This window comes from Piscinibacter defluvii, from assembly GCF_004011805.1.
Lineage (GTDB): Bacteria > Pseudomonadota > Gammaproteobacteria > Burkholderiales > Burkholderiaceae_C > Piscinibacter > Piscinibacter defluvii.
In genome coordinates this window covers 127,089-143,559 of the sequence record NZ_RCHJ01000020.1, presented here as the reverse complement: position 1 = coordinate 143,559, position 16,471 = coordinate 127,089, and the positions used below count along the sequence as shown (strand labels likewise).

Genomic DNA, 16,471 nt, shown 5'->3' with positions numbered 1-16,471 from the left:
CGGTCGGTGCCGATACCGCCGTTGAGCGTGTCGTTGCCGGCATTGCCGTTGAGCGTGTCGTTGCCGCTGCCACCGGCGAGCGTGTTCGCGGAGTCGTTGCCGGTGATCAGGTTCGTGAGCACATTGCCGGTGCCGTTGGAGGCACTCCCGGTCAGCGTGAGCCGTTCGAGGTTGGCGCCGAGGGTCCAGTTCACCGAGCTCAGCACGCGGTCGATCTCGCTCGAATCGGTGCTGCGCTCGACAATCCGGTCGCCGGCGTTGTCGACGACATAGGTGTCGTTGCCGGTGCCACCGAGCAGAATGCCCGGCGCCGCGGTCGTGCCTGCGCCGAGTATGTCCCGGCCAGCTCCACCGATGAAGTAGTCCGCTTCAGCGGTGTCCCCCTCTGCGAAGACGTTGTCGTTTCCTGAAGCCAGAGAGAACTGCGGCGCGATTTCCTGGTCGCCCCAGGTGTAGGTTTCACCGGTCGCTTGATCGAAGATCGAGGCACCCCTGAGTGCAACGTCAATGCTGGAACCTGAAGCAACAAGGGTGGACCGGAGAAATCCGTGTACGTAGGGAGTGCCTGCAGAGGCCGGCGTCGAGGTCGTCTGCCTGCCGAGAGCCTCGTCCAGCGTACTCGCCACTTCGCGGTACAGATCCATCGAGTGGAAGTCGGTACCCTCAAACGCCGTACCGTCCAGCCCTGTCAGCCCGTCGACGTGTGCGGTGACGACGTACCCGTTGGGCTGGCCAGCGTCAGGCACCGGATCACCGTCTACCTCAATGCAGAAGACCCTCGGGTCGCCAAGCAGCAAGTCTGATACCCATGCCGGAGACGCAAACGTCAATGCCTGCAATGCGACGGTGGAAGACCAGGACGGCGCATGCTCGGCCATGTACTTCTGCACCATGGCACCGCCAAGACTATGTCCGGTCACGTAGATCGAGGTGATTTCCCCTGGCCTGTCGGTGACGTAGTCGTCGACGGCATTCAGAAACGTCGACAGCTCGTCATAGTGCGATTGCATCGACACCCAGTTCAGCGAGTCGGCCGACGGGACGTAAGGATGTTCATCGTTGTCATTGGTTCCTCGGATCGAGATGACAACGGCATCTGCGCAACGCACGGCGAACGCGGCCGCATTCTCACAGTGGTAAATCCCATCTTCCTCCAGGAACCACTCATTGGTGCCGAGAATGCCGCTTCCACTGGACGCCAGACCAAGATCTGAACTGCCCAGAACGTCCCAGGTCTGCTGCACACGTTCCCACGCATCATCCGCATAGGGCTTGACGTAGTTGTTCCCGTCCCCATGGACGGGGATCGAAGGCTGGTCAGGGATGGATTGGCCGTCGTGAAGGTCCTCTGAATCCGACAGGTGGTAGGCCGCCTTGGCGAGATCTGCCAATGCAGTGAAGTAGCCCAAGCTGGAAAAGATCTCTTCCGCGGTTGAAAGAGTCACGGTCTGGTCCGCAAACTGCAGGTTCTCGACGTTGGTCAGCCGAACGGTGCTGTAGGCGTAGTTGCCGCCTTGCCGCTGAGCGTGGTGACCGTGAAGTCCGCGCGGTTGGCGAAGAAGACGGCCGTGTCCGTGCCGCCTGCGCCGTTGATCGTGTCGTGGCTGCCTCGGCCATCGATCGTCTCGCTGGCGCTGGTGCCGATGAGCGAGTCGTTCCCCACCGTGCCGATCAGCAAGGTGTTGCTGGTCGGCGCGATCGCCTCGGTCGTGTTGGCAAACTGCAGGTTCTCGACGTTGGTCAGCCGAACGGTGCTGTAGGCGTAGTTGCCGCCCGCACTGGCAAGCCCGACCACTTGGGTGATGCCGCTGAGCGTGGTGACCGTGAAGTCCGCGCGGTTGGCGAAGAAGACGGCCGTGTCCATGCCGCCTGCGCCGTTGATGGTGTCATTGCCACCTTGACCATCTATGGTGTCCGGCCCGACGCCTCCTGTGAGCACCTCGCTCGCACTCGTCCCGGTAACGCTCTGGCCCGCTTCTGAGGTTGCCGGAGGGCCCACGACGGTGGGCGGAAGCGTGGTCCCGTATCCAGAGAAACTCACAATGCCAATCTGTCCCTCGTTCGCATCAGCAATGTATTGCGGACTCGCGCTGTCTCCCGTGACATTGCCGTAGACCGTGCCACCGAAGAGCATCAGTGCCGAGCCGACCTGGAGATGTAGGTGAGTTCCATCCCTTGCGCCTGTGTTTCCTACCTTGCCGATGACTTGGCCGGCGATCACCTGATCGCCAATCACCAAGGGAACACTTTCGTAGGCGAGGTGCATGTAGGTCGAATAGAACTCCTGACCGTCGATCACATGCCGCAAGGTGACGATGTTTCCGATTGCGCCAGACCCGAGTGAAGGATCATCGTTTGACGGATCTTTGTCCCCGTCCGCGTCCGGCAAGGCAACGGAGCTGCCGTCTTGCACGGAGTCGCGAACATCCACGACCGTTCCGTCTGCCACGGCCAGGACACTGGCGCCGTGGGCGAGGGCGAAGTCCCAAGAGTTGTATAGCGACCCGGAATGAGATGTCTCACTCCCTGGGCCTTGGGTGACCAATACAGACAGGCCGTTGCTGTCGAAGGGCAGGCGAATCAGCAATGGCAAGGCAACCCCCTCAAGATCCGATCCAACTGGAGACAAACTTCAGCAACCTGCGGACCGCGCTTGGGCTGCCTTGGTCCGACAGCGGGTGTTCGACGCAAACCCATGGGAATGGGCCGAAAGTTCCAGTGACGGACGACGCGCAGCGTCATTTGAGCCTTGCATGGCGTCAATAGGTAGTTCCGGACGCAGCCCGTCGTTGGTTGCGTCAAGACTGCTTACCCCCCACATCTATGGGGGGCGCATCTGCGCGACTGTGCCGGCGACCGTTGTCGGCGCTGCTTCGCCTCCAGCATCGCTTCACTTGGTGAATCCCGTCACCGAACCACCTGGTCGTGTCCCAGCGCGTGGCGCAAATCCAAAGCCCAGAAGAGCTGAGGTGCTCGCTACTCAACGTGTCACAGCGGACAGCCTCAAGCGGCGCCCGTCACAGGTCCAGCACCAGGTAACGATCGAAGGAATCCGGCGGCCGCAGCTCGAAGTTCAGGCGTCTGATCGCCGGTGCCGGCTCCCCTTGCGCCGGGCCGGCACGCCGTGAAGGGCGAGGTCGGGTAATCCGACTCCGCCCTATAGGAACTGCTGCAGCATCCTCTCCAGCGCCATCGTGAACGGCGCCTGCAGCATCGGCAGCGTGAACAGCACGCCGACCAGGCCGACGCCCAGTGTGATCGGGAAGCCGACCGCGAAGATGTTGAGCTGCTGCGCCACGCGCGAGGCGATGCCCAGCACCAGGTTCACGAACAGCAGCATGCCGACCAGCGGCATCGCGATCCACAGCCCGGTGGCGAAGATCTCGGCGCCCCAGCGCTGCGGCTGCACCGAGTGCAGGAAGGCGAGCGGCTCGGGCGCCACCGGGAAGCTGTGGAAGCTCTGCACCACGCCGGCGATCACCAGCAGGTGGCCGCCGGTGACGATGAACAGCCAGCTCACCGTGACGCCGTAGAAGCGGCTCACCGCGGTGGTCTGGCCGCCGGTGGCGGGGTCGAAGAAGCCGGCGAAGTTCAGGCCCATCTGCAGGCCCACCAGTTCGCCGGCAAACTCCACCGCGGCGAACACGATGCGCACCGCGAAGCCCATCGACAGGCCGATCACCAGCTGCTGCAGCACCACCAGCAGCGCGAGGGCCGAATCCAGCGCGATGGCCGGCGGCGCCGGCAGCGTGGCCTGGGCACACAACGCCACCCCGAAGGCCAGCGCCACGCGCACGCGCATCGGCACGCTGCGCTGCGCGAACACCGGCAGCGAGCCGAACAGCGCCAGCACGCGCAGGAAGGGCCACAGCACGGGCGTCAGCCAGCCCAGGATCTGGGCTTCGCTGAAGGAGATCATGACCGGCCGCCGAGCCGCCTCAAGGCCGGTCGCGCCTCCCCGGGGGGCAGCGAACGCAGTGAGCTTGGGGGCATCATCCGACCACCGTCGGGATCGCCTGCAGCATGCGCTGCAGGTATTCCACCAGCGTCGTGAGCATCCACGGCCCGGCGATGGCGAGCACCGCGACCGCGGCCAGCACCTTGGGCACGAACGAGAGCGTCTGCTCGTGGATCTGCGTGGCCGCCTGCACGATGGAGACGATCAGGCCGACGGCCAGGATGGTCAGCAGCACCGGTGCGGCCACCATCAGCAGCGTGTACAGGCCCTGCTGGCCGAAGGTGAAGACCTGTTGTGGCGTCATGACAGCCCCCCGCCCGATGAGTACATCGGACGGCCCCCCGAGGGGGCGCGGGCCGGCTTGGGGCGGCCCGGCGCTCGGCCCGCCCGCGTTGTTGATCGCTTGGCCATCGGGACCTCTACGTGGCGAACGAGGCCGCGAGCGACCCCAGAAGCAGGTTCCAGCCGTCCGCGAGCACGAACAGCATCAGCTTGAAGGGCAGGGCGACGAGCACCGGGCTGAGCATCATCATGCCCAGGCTCATCAGCACGCTGGCCACCACCATGTCGATGATCAGGAACGGGATGAAGATCAGGAAGCCGATCTGGAACGCGCTCTTCAGCTCGCTCGTCACGAAGGCCGGTACCAGCACCTTGAAGGGGATGTTGGCCGTCTTCACCGCCGGGTCGACCTTGGCCAGCCGGGTGAACAGCGCCACGTCGGACTGGCGCGTCTGCTTGAGCATGAACTCGCGCAGCGGCACCTCGCCGCGCTTGAGCGCCTCGTCGAAGGCTATTCTGTTCTCGGCATAGGGCTGGTAGGCCTCGGCGTAGACCTTGTCGATCGTCGGGCCCATCACGAAGAAGGTGAGGAACAGCGACAGCCCGATCACCACCTGGTTGGGCGGCGCGGCCTGCGTGCCCATGGCCTGGCGCAGCAGGCTCAGCACGATGACGATGCGGGTGAAGCTCGTCATCAGCAGCAGCACCGCCGGCAGGAAGCTCAGGGCGGTGAAGAACAGCAGGGTCTGCACCGGCACCGAGTAGGTGGTGCCGCCGGCGCCCTGGCCGACGATCAGCGGCAGGTTGGCGCCGCCCGCGGCCTGCGCTAAAGCCGCAGCAGGAACGGCCGACAACACCGAGACGGCGAGGGCACGCCGCGCCAGACGATCAACGCGCATCGCCGCCTTCCTTCGGGCCCGCGAGCCGGGCCAGCAGCTGCGCGAAGCCCGGCGTGCCGGGCGCCGGTGCGTCCGCGCCCGCCTGCGGCTCGAGCGTGTGCAAGGTGGTGATGCTGCCGGGCGTGACGCCCAGCACCAGCCAGCGGCGCGCCTCGCCCTGGCCGACCTCGACCACGGCAATGCGCTGGCTGGCCGACAACGGCAGCATCGCGACGTGGCGCAGCAGGCCGCCGCCGGACGCACCGCCGACGTGCGTGCGCTTGAGCAGCCACAGGGCGAGCGGGATCATCGCGACGATCGCGATGAACCACAGCAGCGACGAGAGCCCCGGCGACGCACCCATCTCAACCCTTGGAGAGCCTGCGCATGCGCTCGGACGGCGTCACGATGTCGGTCAGGCGGATGCCGAACTTGTCGTTGACCACGACCACCTCGCCCTGCGCGATCAGGTAGCCGTTGACCAGCACGTCCATCGGCTCGCCGGCCAGCGCGTCGAGCTCGACCACCGAGCCCTGCGCGAGCTGCAGGATGTGCTTGATCGGGATCCGGGTCCGGCCCAGCTCGACGCTGAGCTGGACCGGGATGTCCAGGATCATGTTGATGTCGTTGCCGGCCCCGCCGCCGGCGGTCGGCGTGAAGTTGGCGAACGAGGCCGGCGCCACCTGCTCCGCGGCGATCTCGCTGGCCGGCTCGGCCGACTTGGACTCGGCCAGCGCCGCCGCCCACTCGGCGGCCATCGCGTCCTGTTCCGCGGTGTTGGTGTTCTCAGCCGACATGGTGGTCTCCCAGCCAGGTCATGTTGGACCCGGTCAACGTGCGTTCGATCTTGAGGGCGTACTTGCCGTTGCTGGTGCCGTACTGGCACTCGAACACCGGCACGCCGGATACCTTGGCCTCGATGGCCTTGCGCAGGTCCAGCTCGATGAAGTCGCCCGGCTTGAAGGCGAGCAGCTGCTCGACCGTGGCGGGTGCCTGCGCGAGCTCGGCGACGAGCTCCACCTCGGCGGCCTGGATCTGGTTCTTCAGCAGGTTGACCCAGCGGCGGTCCGGCTCGTTGGCGTCGCCCTGGATCGTGGAGTACAGGACGTCGCGGATCGGCTCCAGCGTCGAGTACGGGATGCAGAAGTGGATCGTGCCGCTGGTGTCGCCCACCTCCAGCGTGAACGAGGTGGCCACGACGATCTCGGACGGCGTGGCGATGTTGGCGAACTGCGGCTGCATCTCCGAGCGCTGGTACTCCAGCTCCAGCGGGTAGATGCCGTGCCAGGCCTTCCTGTACTCCGCGATGATCACCTCGACCAACCGGGTGATGATGCGCACCTCGGTGGGCGAGAAGTCGCGGCCCTCGATGCGCGTGTGGAACTTGCCCGCGCCGCCGAACAGCGAATCGATCACCGCGAACACCAGCGTCGGGTCGCACACGATCAGCCCCGAGCCGCGCAGCGGCCGCACGCTGACGATGTTGAAGTTGGTCGGCACGACGATGTCGCGCAGGAAGGCGCTGTACTTCTGCACCTTGATGCCGCCGATCGCGACCTCCGGGCTCTTGCGGATGAAGTTGAACAGCCCGATGCGGATGTTGCGCGCGAAGCGCTCGCCGATGATCTCCATCGTGGGCATGCGCCCACGGACGATGCGTTCCTGGCTCGACAGGTCGTAGTTGCGGATGCCGCCCGAAGGCGTCTCCTCCTGCTCGAGCTTCTGGCTTTCGCCGGTGATGCCCTGCAGCAGCGCGTCGACTTCGTCCTGCGAGAGGATCTGCTGGTTCATTGGATGATGAAGTTGGAGAAGTGCACGTGCTTCACGGGACTCTCATCGGCCGCGGTCTTGCGCTTCTTCTTTTTCTTCTTCGGCTTCTCGTCGTCGGCCGCCGGCTCGTCCTCCTCCGGCTCCTCGAGCTCGATGCCCAGCGGGCGCACCGACTCGCGCATGATCTCGCCGGCCAGCTTCTCCTTGCCCTCGCGCGTCAGCAGCTCGGTCGAGGTCTTGTGCGCCAGCACCATCAGGATGCCGTTGCGGATCGCCGGCATGTAGGCCTTGAGCTGGTCGCCGAGCTTGGCGTCCTCGACCTCCAGCGTCACGCCGATCTGGGCGTAGCGGTCGGCGTCCTTGTCGGCCAGGTTGACGACGAACGGGTCCAGCGGCAGGAAGACGGGCGGCTGCGCCGGGTCGTGCTTGGCCTCGGCCTTGGCCTTGCCCTTGGCCGAGGCGTGGCCGCCGTCCTCGTCCTCGGCCTCGGCCGCGGCGGCCTCGGCAGCCTTCTTCTTCATGAGGAACACGGCCGCGCCGCCGCCGCCGGCCACCAGCAGCAGCACCACGGCCAGGATGATGATCAGCTTCTTCTTGCCCTTGGCCGGCGGGGCGGCTTCGGCGGTGGCGGCAGCTGCAGACATCGGCTCTCCTTGCAATGCAGGCACGGCCCGGAGGCCGGCGGATGAAGACGATTATTCGAATGCGCCCCCGGCACGATGCAGCGATAAGGGGGCGGAAGGCCGGCCACTCCGGCGCGGCGGCGGCGCCGCGCAGGTCAGGCGTACAGGTCCAGCCCGCCGCCGGCACGTGCAATCTGCACGCTGCGCACCGGCGCGGTGGCGTCGGCGGGCGCCGCGCCGCGCCGCGGCGTGCCGCCGGCGCCCGGTTCGGCCGGCGGCTCGTGGCGGCCGCGGGCGTGCTCCGAGACCCCGCCGCCGGACAGCGTGAGGCCTTCCTCGCGCAGCGCAGCGGCCAGCTCCGGCAGGCTGCCCTCGATGGCCTGGCGCGTCGGCAGCGCGTCGGCGCCGAAGTCGATGCGCGCCTGCGTGCCCTCCAGCACGATCTGCACCGACACCGGACCGGTCTCGGCCGGGTTCAGGTGCAGCTCGGCCTGCTGCACGCCGTCGCGGGCAAGCAGGCTGACCTGGGTGGCGACGGCCTCGCCGAAGCCGGCATCGGCCGGGCCCAGGGGCAGTGCCACGTCGACCGGCGCCGCGGCCGCCGGAGCGGTCAGGGCGGATGTTGCCGACACCGGCGGGGGCGCGCCGACGTTCAGCGCGGCCGGCAGTTCGATCGGGGCGTTGCGCGGCGCCGGGTCGTGGGCCGCAGCGGCCACGGCCTCGTGCGGCTCGGCGGCGGCCCGCGGCAGGCCGGTGGCGGCGGCCGGCTCGCGCGCGGCAGCGGCGCGCGGGTCGGCCGTGCCGCGCTCGGGCAGACCGCGTTCGACAGGCCCGCGTTCGGCCAGCCCGCGGGGCCCGGCCGGACGCGGGCTGCCGGCGACGACGCCCGCGAGCGATTCGCCGCTCTCCTCGGACCCTGCGCCGCCCGGCGTGGTCGCGCGGCCCGGCGGGGGGGCGTCGGGGGGCGCCGGCAGGTGCAGGCCGGCCAGCCAGTGCGCGAGGCTCGGGTCCAGCACGGCGGCCGGATCGGCGGGCTCGTCCGGCGCGGCGGCGGTCGCGGCCGGGGTGGCCTCGCCCGTCGCGGCGTCGGCGTCGTCGTCGCCGACCCCGGGGCCGCTGGTCTGGCCGTGCAGCAGGCGCGCGAAGCCGCTGTCCTCGCCGGTCTCGGCGGGGCCGGGCGCGGTGCTCTGCGGCGGGGCGTTGCTCGGCAGGGTGGGGGCGATCTGGAGGGCCATGGCGGTCAGAAGCGGGTGGTGGCGGCGGCGAGCCGGTTCCAGGCGGCGCGCGCGGCGAACTCGTCGGTCAGGCGCTGCTCGAGGCGGGCGCCGCGGCGCTGCAGCTCCTGCACGCGCCGCTCGATCAGCTTGCGCACCGAGGCCACGCGCAGCTCGTGCTGCTGCAGCACCTGGGCAGCCCGTTCGGTCTGGCCGGCGGCATGGTTGGCCACGCGGGCCTGGTGCTCCACCGCCTGCGACAGCCGCGTGACGAAGCCGTGGTAGCAGTGCACCTGGCCGATCTCGCCGGCCGCGCCGGAGCGCGCACCCCAGCGCTGCTCGCAGTCGCGCCGGTAGGCGAGCAGCTGCTCGGCCTGGTCCTGCGCCGCGTTGGCCTGGGCCAGCGCCTGGCGGTGGCGCTGCTGCGCCTCGTCGCGCTCGCGTTCGGCCTGCTCGAGCAGGGCCATCAGGGGCTTGAGTTCCGGCATGGTTCAGGTCGTCCGTGTCATCCACCCACCACCGTGCGCAGCTGGCGCAGGCTCGCCGCCAGCGACGCGGGCTCGTGCATGTCCTGCTGCAGCAGCGTGCGCATCGGCTCGTGCAGGCGCACCGCGGTGTCGAGCTCGGCGTCGTGGCCGGGCGCGTAGGCGCCGAGCTGGATCAGGTCGCGGGCCTTGTTGAACTTCGCGAGCAGCTGGCGGAAGCGCCGCGCCGCCTCCACGTGCGGCTGCGGCACCACGTTGCCCATCACGCGCGAGACCGACTTCTCGATGTCGATGGCCGGGTAGTGCCCCGCCTCGGCCAGCTCGCGCGAGAGCACGATGTGGCCGTCGAGGATGCCGCGCGCCGCGTCGGCGATCGGGTCGTTGGTGTCGTCGCCCTCGGCCAGCACGGTGTAGAAGGCGGTGATCGAGCCGCCGCCGGCCACGCCGTTGCCGCTGCGCTCCACCAGCTGCGGCAGCTTGGCGAAGCAGCTCGGCGGGTAGCCCTTGGTGGCCGGCGGTTCGCCGATCGCCAGCGCGATCTCGCGCTGCGCCATCGCATAACGCGTCAGCGAGTCCATCAGCAGCAGCACGTTCATCCCGCGGTCGCGGAAGTGCTCGGCCACCGCGGTGGCGTAGTTCGCGCCCTGCAGGCGCACCAGCGGCGGCGCGTCGGCCGGCGCGGCCACCACCACGCTGCGCGCGCGGCCCTCCGGGCCGAGGATGTCCTCGATGAACTCCTTCACCTCGCGGCCGCGCTCGCCGATCAGGCCGACCACGATCACGTCGGCCGCGGTGTAGCGCGCCATCATGCCGAGCAGCACCGACTTGCCCACGCCGGTGCCGGCGAACAGGCCGATGCGCTGGCCGCGCCCGACGGTGAGCATCGCGTTGATCGCGCGCACGCCGGTGTCCAGCGCCTGGCGCACCGGCTCGCGGTCCATCGCGTTGATCGGGCGGCGGATCAGCGGCTCGTTGTGCACCTCGCGGATCGGGCCCTGCCGATCGAGCGGGTGGCCGTGCGAATCGACCACGCGGCCCAGCAGCCCGTCGCCCACCGGCAGGTGCAGCGTGCGGTCCTCGCTGCGGCGCCAGGGGTGGCGCCCGGCGCCGAGGATCAGCGGCACCACCGGCGTCGGGCGCGGGATCACCCGCGCGCCGCTGGCCAGGCCGTGGATGTCGCCGGTGGGCATCAGGTAGGCGCGGTCGCCGTTGAAGCCCACCACCTCGGCGGTGACCGGCGGCTGGCCCTCGGGCCGGCCGTCGTCGTGGATCTCGCACACCGAACCGACCGGCACGCGCAGCCCGGCGCACTCGAGCACCAGGCCGGCCACGCGCACCAGGCGGCCGACGTTCTCCAGCGGCACCGGTTCCGAGGCGAAGCTGCGCAGGTCGCGCAGGTAGCGCTGCCAGTACTCGGTGACCTTGAGCGCGTTCGCCTCGACGCTGCCGTTCATCATGGCGCGGCCTCCGGCTCGAACGGCTCTTCCGAGCCGAGCGCCGCGGCGGCGCGACGCCAGCGCGACTCGATGCTCGCGTCGACGATGCCGATGTCGCTCTCGACCAGGCAGCCGCCGCGCGTGACCGCGGGGTCGGCCACCAGGCGCGCGCCGCGTGCGTCGAGCAGCTCGCCGGCGCCCTGCGCGACCAGCGGCTCGTCGTCCGGATGCACGCGCACGGTGACGTGGCGCGCGCTCAGCATCAGCGCGCCGAGCGCCTCCTCGGCGACCACGGCCACCAGCTGCGGCTGCTGCACCAGCTCGCCGCGCACCACCTGGCGCGCCAGCGCCACCGCCGAGGCGGCCAGCGCGCGCGCCATGTCCTGCTGCAGCGCGTCGAGCTGCGTCGCGTAGGACTGCATCAGCGCGCCCACCTGCGCGGTGGCCTGCGAGGCGAAGCTCTGCTTGAAGTTCTCCAGCGCCGCGAGCCCGTCGCGGTAGCCGTCGTGGTAGCCGCCCTGGCGCGCCGCGCGCAGCTGCTCGGCCAGCAGCTCCTCGGCGCTCTTCTGCGGCTCGGCCGGCTCCTCGGGCGCGGCGGCCGCCTCCTCGCCGTTCAGCGAGCCCGGCATCCAGGCCGAGAACGAGGACAGCTCCTCGCGCGGAATGAAACGTGCGTAGACGCTGGCCGGCTTGCCGCCGGCCGGCGGCGGCACGTTGCGCAGCGGCGGGACCGGCTTAGAGGAACTCATCGTCGCCGCCGCCGCCCAGCACGATCTGACCTTCGTCGGCCAGGCGGCGGACGATCTTCAGCATCTCCTTCTGCTCGGACTCGACCTCGCTGACCCGCACCGGGCCGCGCGACTCGAGGTCCTCGCGCAGCGTCTCGGCGGCGCGGCTGGACATGTTCTTGAACACCTTCTCGCGCATCTCCGGCGTGGCGCCCTTCAGCGCGATGACCAGCGACTCGCTCTGCACTTCCTTGAGCAGCGCCTGGATGCCCTTGTCGTCGATCTTCTCCAGGTCGTCGAAGGTGAACATGTTGTCCATGATCTTCTGCGCCAGCTCGTTGTCCGCCTCGCGGATGTAGTCGAGCACGGCGGTCTCGACGGAGCTGCCCATCAGGTTGATCATCTCGGCGGCCGACTTGGCGCCGCCCAGCGAGGCCTTCTTCAGCCGGTCGCCGCCGGCCAGCACCTTGCTCATCACCTCGTTGAGATCCTTCAGCGCCGAGGGCTGGATGCCGTCCAGCGTGGCGATGCGGATCACCACCTCGTTGCGCTGCCGCTCGGGCAGCGCCTTGAGCACCTGGCTCGCCTGGTCGTTGTCCAGGTGCACCAGGATCGCCGCGACGATCTGCGGGTGCTCGTTGCGCAGCAGCTCGGCCACCGAGCCCGGGTCCATCCACTTCAGGCTCTCGATGCCGGTGACGTCGCTGCCCTGCAGGATGCGGTCGATCAGCAGGTTGGCCTTGTCCTCGCCGAGCGCCTTGCGCAGCACCGACTTGACGTACTCGTCGGTGTCGGTCACGAGCATGCTCTGCTCGCCGGCCACCGCGTTGAACTTCTCCAGCACGCCGTCGACCCGCTCGCGCGGGATGGCCTTCAGCCGGGCGATCGTCTCGCCGAGCTTCTGCACCTCCTTGGGCGCGAGGTGCTTGAAGACCTCGGCGGCCTCCTCCTCGCCGAGCGACATCAGCAGGATCGCCGCGTCCTCGATCCCTTGATCGTCCTTGCCACTCATGTGACGGCTTCTCCGTTGACCCAGCCGCGCACGATGTTGGCGACGATGGCCGGGTTCTCCTTGGCCAGCGCGCGGGCGGTGTCGAGGTTCTCGTTGCTCCTGGGCGCCGGCAGCGCGGCCAGCGCACCGGCTTCGGTCGCGCCGGGCAGGGCGTTGTCGTCGTCGACCACCGCGTCGAGCTGCGCACCCGGGGCCGGCGACGGCGGCGGGGCGGTGGCGGCCTTGACGGCCGGGCGGATCATGCCGAAGAACACCAGCAGCGCCACCAGCACGAGGCTGGCGGGCACCGCGGCGGCGCGCAGCAGGTCGAGGATCTCCGGCTGCTTCCACAGCGGCAGCGGCTCCTCCTTGACGGCCGGGTCGGCGCGGAAGGGTGCGTTGATCACCTTGACCGAGTCGCCGCGGTCCTGCTTGAAGCCGATGCTCTCCTGCACCAGCGCGGTCAGCTTGGCGATCTCGTCCTGGGACAGCGGGGTGGTCGTGGTCTTGCCCTTGGCGTCGGTGTTGCTGCGGTGGTTCACCACCACCGCGGCGTTCAGTCGCTTGACGGTGCCGGTGGCGTTGCGCGTCACGCGCACCGTCTTGTCGACCTCGTAGTTGGTCACCGCGTCGCGCCGGCTCGAGCCCATGGCACCGTTCCCGCCGGCCTGGGCAGCCTGCAGCGGCCCGGAGGCGCCGGCCAGCGGCGCGGTGGCCGGCACCGGCGGCTGGTTGGTGGCCGCGCCCGGCACGCCCGAAGGGCCGGCGCCGGCGCTGCCGGTGCTCTCGCTGACCTGCTGGCTGCGGATCGCGATCTGCGCATTGGCACCCTGGTTGGGCGCAAATTCCTCGGCGGTGGCCTCGGTCTGCGAGAAGTCGACGTCGGCGGTGACCGTGGCGCGCAGGTTGTCGCGCCCGACCAGCGGCTCGAGCAGCTCGAAGATGCGCTTCTGGTAGCCGGCCTCGACCTGCGCCACGTACTGCAGCTGCTGGGCGTCCAGCCCGGCCTGCGGGTTGGCCTGGTCGCCGGTCAGCAGCGCGCCGGTCTGGTCCAGCACGCTGACGGCCTTGGGGTTCATCTCCGGCACGCTGGAGGAGACCAGGTGCACGATGCCGGCGATCTGCGCGCGCTCCAGCGTGCGGCCGGGGTAGAGCGTCAGCATCACCGAGGCGGTGGGTTTCTGCTGCTCGCGGAAGAAGCCGTTCTGGTTCGGCAGCGCCAGGTGCACGCGGGCGTTCTCCACCGCCGCCAGCGCGGTGATCGAGCGGGTCAGCTCGCCCTCCAGGCCGCGCTGGAAGGTCAGTCGCTCCTGGAACTGGGTCTGCCCGAAACGCGCGCCGTCCATCAGCTCGTAGCCCACCACCGAGCCCTTGGGCAGGCCGGCGGCGGCGAGCTTCAGGCGCACGTCGTGCACCTTGGTGGCCGGCACCAGGATCGCGGCGCCGCCGTCGGCATGCTTGTACGGCACGTTCATCTGCGACAGCTGGGCGATGATCGCGCCGCCGTCCTTGTCGGACAGATTGGCGTACAGCACCTTGTAGTCGCCTTCGCTCTTCCACAGCGTCATGGCGACGACGAGGGCCAGCAGCGCGGCGATGCCGAAGCCGAGCGAGGCCTTCTGCTTCGTCGGCAGCGCGGCCAGGCGCGCGCCGAAGCCGGCCGGCTGGACGAGCGGCAGGTCGGTGGAACCAGGGCGGGGGGCGACAGCGTTGTCCATGGGCAATCGGTCGTTCGATCGAAACCGATTGTTCGAGAACTTGAGCGCTGCGAATGGCGCGAACAGGCGGGCCGATCCCGCCCAGTTCGCGCCACCGGGCCGCAGGGCGCCCAGTAGGATGCTCGACAGGAGAACGACCGTGAACGTCACCCTCAAGCCCTTCGATTTCGCTCAGGCCGCGGCCCGTGCCGGCCTGGCCACCAATGGCCAGCCGCTGAAATCCGGCGCGCGCGTGGCCGACGGCGGCGGTTTCCAGCAGGCGCTGACGCAGGCGCTCGGTTCGGTGAGCAAGGCGCAGACCGAGGCGAGCCGGCTGCAGCGCGAGGTGCAGCTCGACAACCCCTCGGTGAGCCTGGAAGAGACCATGGTGGCGATGCAGAAGGCGCAGGTCGGCTTCCAGGCCACGCTGACGGTGCGCAACCGCCTTGTGGCGGCCTACAGCGAAATCATGAACATGCAAGTCTGAGCAACTGCTCAGGCTTCCTTGTCCAGCTTCTCTCCCAGGATCGGTACGTTGCCGTAGGGCGACGGCTGCTTGGAGGCCGGCTCGAGCTCGCGCGCCAGCCGGCTCAGCCACGGAAAGCGCGGCGGAATGGGCTGCTGCGTGGTCTCGTCGACCTGCACGACGGTGTGCGCCTCGCTCGTGCGGGGCTGCGCGGGGGCATCCTGCGGTCGGCTGGCCGTGGTGGGCAGCACGACACGTCCGACGCCGGTGACGTTGTTGACGCTCATGTTGCGCTCCTTGAGAAGACGCTATGGCATCAGCATCGGCATCCGGTGGCCGGACTTGAGGGGTGTTTCCCCCGAGTTGTAACGAGGCGTGAAGAAACCACGCCCGGCGCCTAGTCCAGGCTCATCAGCCGGCGCCGCTTCTGGGTCTGGTCGATGAAGCGCTGCAGCGCGCGCTGCATGTCGGCGCCGGGCTTGACGAACTCGCAGCCCAGGCGCGCACCGCGCGACTCCGGGTTCAGCGCGGTCACGTGCAGCAGCCGCAGGTCGGCGAGCAGCCGTGTGTCCGGGTCGAGGTCGATCTGCACCTGGTTCATCAGCATGCCGGCGGCCATCGGCGGCACGTCGTCGGGCAGGAACAGTGCGCAGCCGCCGATCGAGACATCGATCACGCGCAGCGCGAGCTGCATCTCGGCAATGGCCGGGTGGCGCACCCGCGCCAGCGGCGAGCTGCGCAGCAGCGGGCGCACGCGGAAGGCGTTGCGGCGCTGGAAGCGGAACACCTCGCGCGGCATGCGCGCGCCGATCGCGCAGCCCGAGGCGCCGCGCACCAGCACCAGGCCGTGCAGGTCGAACTGCACCTTGATGCTGTCGAGGTAGCCGACCGCGATCGCCTCCTCGCACTCGACCAGCTGCTGCGTCACCGGCGCGTTGGCGTCGGCGCTGAAGCTGAGCTGGCCGCGCGCGGTGTCCAGCGACCACAAGGTGGTGGCGAGCATCGCGCCGTTGCTGCCGTTCAGGTTCAGCAGCACGTTGCCGTCCTGGAACTGCTTGAGCATCGCGGTCACCTCGCGCGGCGCGGTGATGCGGAACTCGTCCAGCCCGCCGTGCGCGGCGGACAGCGACTCCAGCGGCATGGGCAGGGTGTCCTGGGCCATGGGTGGACTCGGGGGGCGGGGTCAGTGCACGGTCTTGGGACGGCCGGCGAGCATGTCGTCGATCTGCTCGAGCCAGGGTTCGGCGAGGTGGCGGATCTCGGCGTCGTTGACCAGGATGCGCTGCATGATGCGCGACTTCAGCTGCGCCTCGTCCTCGCCCAGCGCGCGGCTGCCGGCCGCGTGCTTGAGCTGGGAGATCAGCAGGGCGCAGGCGCCCTCGAGCTTGACCACCTGGTCCCAGTTGCCGTTGCGCGCCGCCTCCAGCATGTCCTGGCTGGCGCGTTCGATGGCTTCGTAGTAGCTGAGCAGTTGCGAGCCCATGATCGTCGTCGTGAGTCTGAGGTTCATTGGGCGATCGCGTGCACGCGCGGGCCGATCTCCACCCAGGCCGCGTGCACCGGCTCGATCAGGCGCGCGCATTCGTCCAGCGCGGCCTCGTCGTTGTGCAGGTTGGCGTGCGTCAGGCGCGCGCCGATGTAGGCGTACAGCGCGTTCAGGTCGGCGGCGATCTGGCCGCCGTCGGCCAGGTTCAGGCCGGCCTTCAGGCCCTCCTCGACGATGCGCGCGGCATGGCTGATGGCGCGCGCCTTGGCCTCGATCTGGCCGTTGCGCAGCGCGCCGCGCGCCCGGGCGATCGCGTCGCGGTAGCCGTCGAACAGCAGCTCGATCAGCTTGTGCGGCGTCGCGCTGTTCATCGCGGTCTCGAGGCCGACCTGGGCGTAGGCCGAAGCCGGCGAGCCGGCGGCGCGCATCGGTGCAAACGTGGCGGCGAACATCGGGG

20 protein-coding genes are annotated in these 16,471 nt (G+C 69.4%); 1 reads left to right on the top strand and 19 read right to left on the bottom strand.

Annotated elements, in window-relative coordinates; all coding sequences use genetic code 11:
* The 15 genes from D9C15_RS25985 to fliF all read right to left on the bottom strand — a co-directional run.
* Positions 1 to 1,445: alpha/beta hydrolase family protein (locus D9C15_RS25985; RefSeq protein ID WP_510630233.1), on the bottom strand; the 1,445-nt coding region annotated here is incomplete at its 3' end.
* 35 nt (positions 1,446 to 1,480) lie between these two features.
* Positions 1,481 to 2,593, bottom strand: a complete 1,113-nt coding sequence (locus D9C15_RS25980) for a peptidoglycan DD-metalloendopeptidase family protein (RefSeq protein WP_164886858.1) — start codon at positions 2,591 to 2,593, stop codon at positions 1,481 to 1,483.
* A gap of 564 nt (positions 2,594 to 3,157) precedes the next feature.
* Positions 3,158 to 3,919 (bottom strand): flagellar biosynthetic protein FliR, encoded by a 762-nt coding sequence (gene fliR, locus D9C15_RS25975; protein ID WP_128001584.1) that lies wholly within the window; start codon positions 3,917 to 3,919, stop codon positions 3,158 to 3,160.
* 73 nt (positions 3,920 to 3,992) lie between these two features.
* Complete coding sequence (fliQ, locus tag D9C15_RS25970) at positions 3,993 to 4,262, bottom strand: flagellar biosynthesis protein FliQ (RefSeq protein ID WP_128001582.1); 270 nt, start codon at positions 4,260 to 4,262, stop codon at positions 3,993 to 3,995.
* 115 nt (positions 4,263 to 4,377) lie between these two features.
* Positions 4,378 to 5,139, bottom strand: a complete 762-nt coding sequence (gene fliP / locus D9C15_RS25960) for a flagellar type III secretion system pore protein FliP (RefSeq protein ID WP_128001578.1) — start codon at positions 5,137 to 5,139, stop codon at positions 4,378 to 4,380.
* On the bottom strand, positions 5,129 to 5,482 hold the full coding sequence (locus D9C15_RS25955) for a FliO/MopB family protein (protein WP_128001576.1): 354 nt from the start codon (positions 5,480 to 5,482) through the stop codon (positions 5,129 to 5,131). The genes fliP and D9C15_RS25955 overlap by 11 nt, the downstream gene beginning before the upstream one ends.
* Position 5,483: 1 nt before the next feature.
* Positions 5,484 to 5,915, bottom strand: a complete 432-nt coding sequence (fliN, locus tag D9C15_RS25950; protein ID WP_128001574.1) for a flagellar motor switch protein FliN — start codon at positions 5,913 to 5,915, stop codon at positions 5,484 to 5,486.
* Positions 5,905 to 6,909: a flagellar motor switch protein FliM gene (gene fliM / locus D9C15_RS25945; protein ID WP_128001572.1), complete on the bottom strand. Its 1,005-nt coding sequence runs from the start codon at positions 6,907 to 6,909 to the stop codon at positions 5,905 to 5,907. Before fliM ends, fliN begins: the two co-directional genes overlap by 11 nt.
* Complete coding sequence (locus D9C15_RS25940) at positions 6,906 to 7,532, bottom strand: flagellar basal body-associated FliL family protein (protein ID WP_128001570.1); 627 nt, start codon at positions 7,530 to 7,532, stop codon at positions 6,906 to 6,908. Before D9C15_RS25940 ends, fliM begins: the two co-directional genes overlap by 4 nt.
* A gap of 134 nt (positions 7,533 to 7,666) precedes the next feature.
* On the bottom strand, positions 7,667 to 8,746 hold the full coding sequence (locus tag D9C15_RS25935) for a flagellar hook-length control protein FliK (protein ID WP_128001568.1): 1,080 nt from the start codon (positions 8,744 to 8,746) through the stop codon (positions 7,667 to 7,669).
* A 5-nt stretch (positions 8,747 to 8,751) separates the two neighbouring features.
* The gene (fliJ, locus tag D9C15_RS25930) at positions 8,752 to 9,213 is read right to left on the bottom strand and encodes a flagellar export protein FliJ (RefSeq protein WP_128001566.1); all 462 of its coding nucleotides are present in this window, start codon (positions 9,211 to 9,213) and stop codon (positions 8,752 to 8,754) included.
* Positions 9,214 to 9,230: 17 nt separating this feature from the next.
* On the bottom strand, positions 9,231 to 10,667 hold the full coding sequence (gene fliI, locus D9C15_RS25925) for a flagellar protein export ATPase FliI (protein ID WP_375138822.1): 1,437 nt from the start codon (positions 10,665 to 10,667) through the stop codon (positions 9,231 to 9,233).
* Positions 10,664 to 11,395, bottom strand: coding sequence for a FliH/SctL family protein (locus tag D9C15_RS25920; RefSeq protein WP_128001564.1), 732 nt, complete (start codon positions 11,393 to 11,395; stop codon positions 10,664 to 10,666). Before D9C15_RS25920 ends, fliI begins: the two co-directional genes overlap by 4 nt.
* Positions 11,382 to 12,386 (bottom strand): flagellar motor switch protein FliG, encoded by a 1,005-nt coding sequence (gene fliG / locus D9C15_RS25915; protein ID WP_128001562.1) that lies wholly within the window; start codon positions 12,384 to 12,386, stop codon positions 11,382 to 11,384. The genes D9C15_RS25920 and fliG overlap by 14 nt, the downstream gene beginning before the upstream one ends.
* The gene (gene fliF, locus D9C15_RS25910) at positions 12,383 to 14,083 is read right to left on the bottom strand and encodes a flagellar basal-body MS-ring/collar protein FliF (protein ID WP_128001560.1); all 1,701 of its coding nucleotides are present in this window, start codon (positions 14,081 to 14,083) and stop codon (positions 12,383 to 12,385) included. The genes fliG and fliF overlap by 4 nt, the downstream gene beginning before the upstream one ends.
* Positions 14,084 to 14,222: 139 nt before the next feature.
* On the opposite strand from fliF, the gene fliE reads away from it, so the two are divergent.
* Positions 14,223 to 14,549 carry a flagellar hook-basal body complex protein FliE gene (gene fliE, locus D9C15_RS25905; RefSeq protein ID WP_375138821.1) on the top strand — a complete coding sequence of 109 codons (327 nt, stop codon included), beginning with the start codon at positions 14,223 to 14,225 and terminating at the stop codon, positions 14,547 to 14,549.
* Positions 14,550 to 14,557: 8 nt separating this feature from the next.
* On the opposite strand, the gene D9C15_RS25900 is transcribed toward fliE, so the two are convergent.
* The 4 genes from D9C15_RS25900 to fliS all read right to left on the bottom strand — a co-directional run bounded on the left by D9C15_RS25900 (position 14,558) and on the right by fliS (position 16,466).
* Positions 14,558 to 14,815 (bottom strand): hypothetical protein, encoded by a 258-nt coding sequence (locus D9C15_RS25900; protein WP_128001558.1) that lies wholly within the window; start codon positions 14,813 to 14,815, stop codon positions 14,558 to 14,560.
* 110 nt (positions 14,816 to 14,925) lie between these two features.
* Positions 14,926 to 15,690: a flagellar brake protein gene (locus D9C15_RS25895; protein ID WP_164886857.1), complete on the bottom strand. Its 765-nt coding sequence runs from the start codon at positions 15,688 to 15,690 to the stop codon at positions 14,926 to 14,928.
* 21 nt (positions 15,691 to 15,711) lie between these two features.
* On the bottom strand, positions 15,712 to 16,011 hold the full coding sequence (locus D9C15_RS25890) for a flagellar protein FliT (RefSeq protein ID WP_128001601.1): 300 nt from the start codon (positions 16,009 to 16,011) through the stop codon (positions 15,712 to 15,714).
* Between the two features lie 23 nt (positions 16,012 to 16,034).
* Complete coding sequence (fliS, locus tag D9C15_RS25885) at positions 16,035 to 16,466, bottom strand: flagellar export chaperone FliS (RefSeq protein ID WP_128001555.1); 432 nt, start codon at positions 16,464 to 16,466, stop codon at positions 16,035 to 16,037.
* Positions 16,467 to 16,471 lie beyond the last annotated feature (5 nt).